2 protein-coding genes are annotated in these 1,210 nt (G+C 80.2%); both read right to left on the bottom strand.

Annotated elements, in window-relative coordinates:
• The coding region (locus GTR00_RS21235; protein ID WP_166613491.1) for a hypothetical protein at positions 1-594 on the bottom strand (594 nt) is incomplete at its 3' end.
• A 13-nt stretch (positions 595-607) separates the two neighbouring features.
• The coding region (locus tag GTR00_RS21230) for a Sir2 family NAD-dependent protein deacetylase (RefSeq protein WP_166613490.1) at positions 608-1,210 on the bottom strand (603 nt) is incomplete at its 5' end.

Genomic DNA, 1,210 nt, shown 5'->3' with positions numbered 1-1,210 from the left:
GCGCAGGCCCGCCGCGCGCAGCTGCAGGCCGGCCAGGGCGCGCACGGCGCCCTCGTCGCCGCGCCGCCACGCGGCGACGGGCTCGGGGTGGGCGGCCAGCAGCTCCCCCGGGGTGCGCAGCGCCAGCGCCCGCAGGGCCAGCAGCTCGCGCCCGCCGGGGGTGGCGGCCAGGCGGCGCGCCTCGTCGGCGCGGCGCTGCCAGCGCAGGCGCGGCACCAGCCGCGCCAGCGTCACCAGCACCACCGGCACCGCGGCGGTGGCCACCCCCAGCACCGTCGCCAGGCGCAGCACGGCGTCCACCTGCTCCTGACCGGCGGCCGCCAGGGACGCGGCGCCCTCGGCCGCGCGCCGCAGCGGCCCGGCGAGCTCGTCGCCCACCAGGGGGACCCCCGCCGCGCCCTCCCCGGCGCCGCCGAGCTGGCGCGAGAGGTCCGCCGCCCCGCCGGCCACGCCGCGCGCGGGGTCGGCCAGCGCCGAGACGGCCGCGGCGACGGCGCGGCCCAGCAGCACCGAGGCGAGCACGAGCACCAGCCACACCGCGTCCGCGGCGAGCTGGCGGGCGCGCACGCCGGGCAGGTCCGCGTACCAGCGCAACGGTCCGCGCCCCTCAGCGCTCGCCGGCCAGCTCGCCGGCCAGCTCGCCGGCCAGCTCGCCGGCCAGCTGCGGCAGCACCTCGCCCAGCGGGGCGTCCACCCGCACGCCGGCCTTGGCGTCGCCGCGGGTGGGCCCGGAGTTCACGACCGCCACGGGGGTGCCGCGCTCGGCGGCGCGCAGCACGAACCGGTACCCGGACATCACGGTCAGCGAGGAACCCACGACGAGCAGGGCGCGCGCGCCGTGCACGAGCGCGAAGGAGGTCTCCACGCGCTCGCGCGGCACCGTCTCGCCGAAGAAGACGACGTCGGCCTTGAGGGCGTCGTGCCCGCAGCGCCGGCACGGCACCGTGCGGAAGCCCTCCAGCTGCTCGTCGGTGAGGTCGGCGTCGCCGTCGGGGTTCAGGGCGCGGAACTCGCGCACGCGCGCGTCGAAGCCCGGGTTGGCCTCGCGCAGCCGCACCGCGAGCTCGGCGCGCGGGGTCACCTCCCGGCAGTGCAGGCACACCACGCGGTCGAGGTCGCCGTGCAGCTGCACCACGCCCGTGCAGCCGGCGGCGGCCTCCAGGCCGTCGACGTTCTGGGTGATCACCCCGTCGAGAAGGCCGGCGCGCTG

The sequence above is a fragment of the Kineococcus indalonis genome, assembly GCF_009906395.1.
Taxonomy (GTDB): domain Bacteria; phylum Actinomycetota; class Actinomycetes; order Actinomycetales; family Kineococcaceae; genus Kineococcus; species Kineococcus indalonis.
The sequence above is the reverse complement of the archived record's forward strand: the minus strand, read 5'-3'. Positions and strand labels throughout refer to the sequence as shown.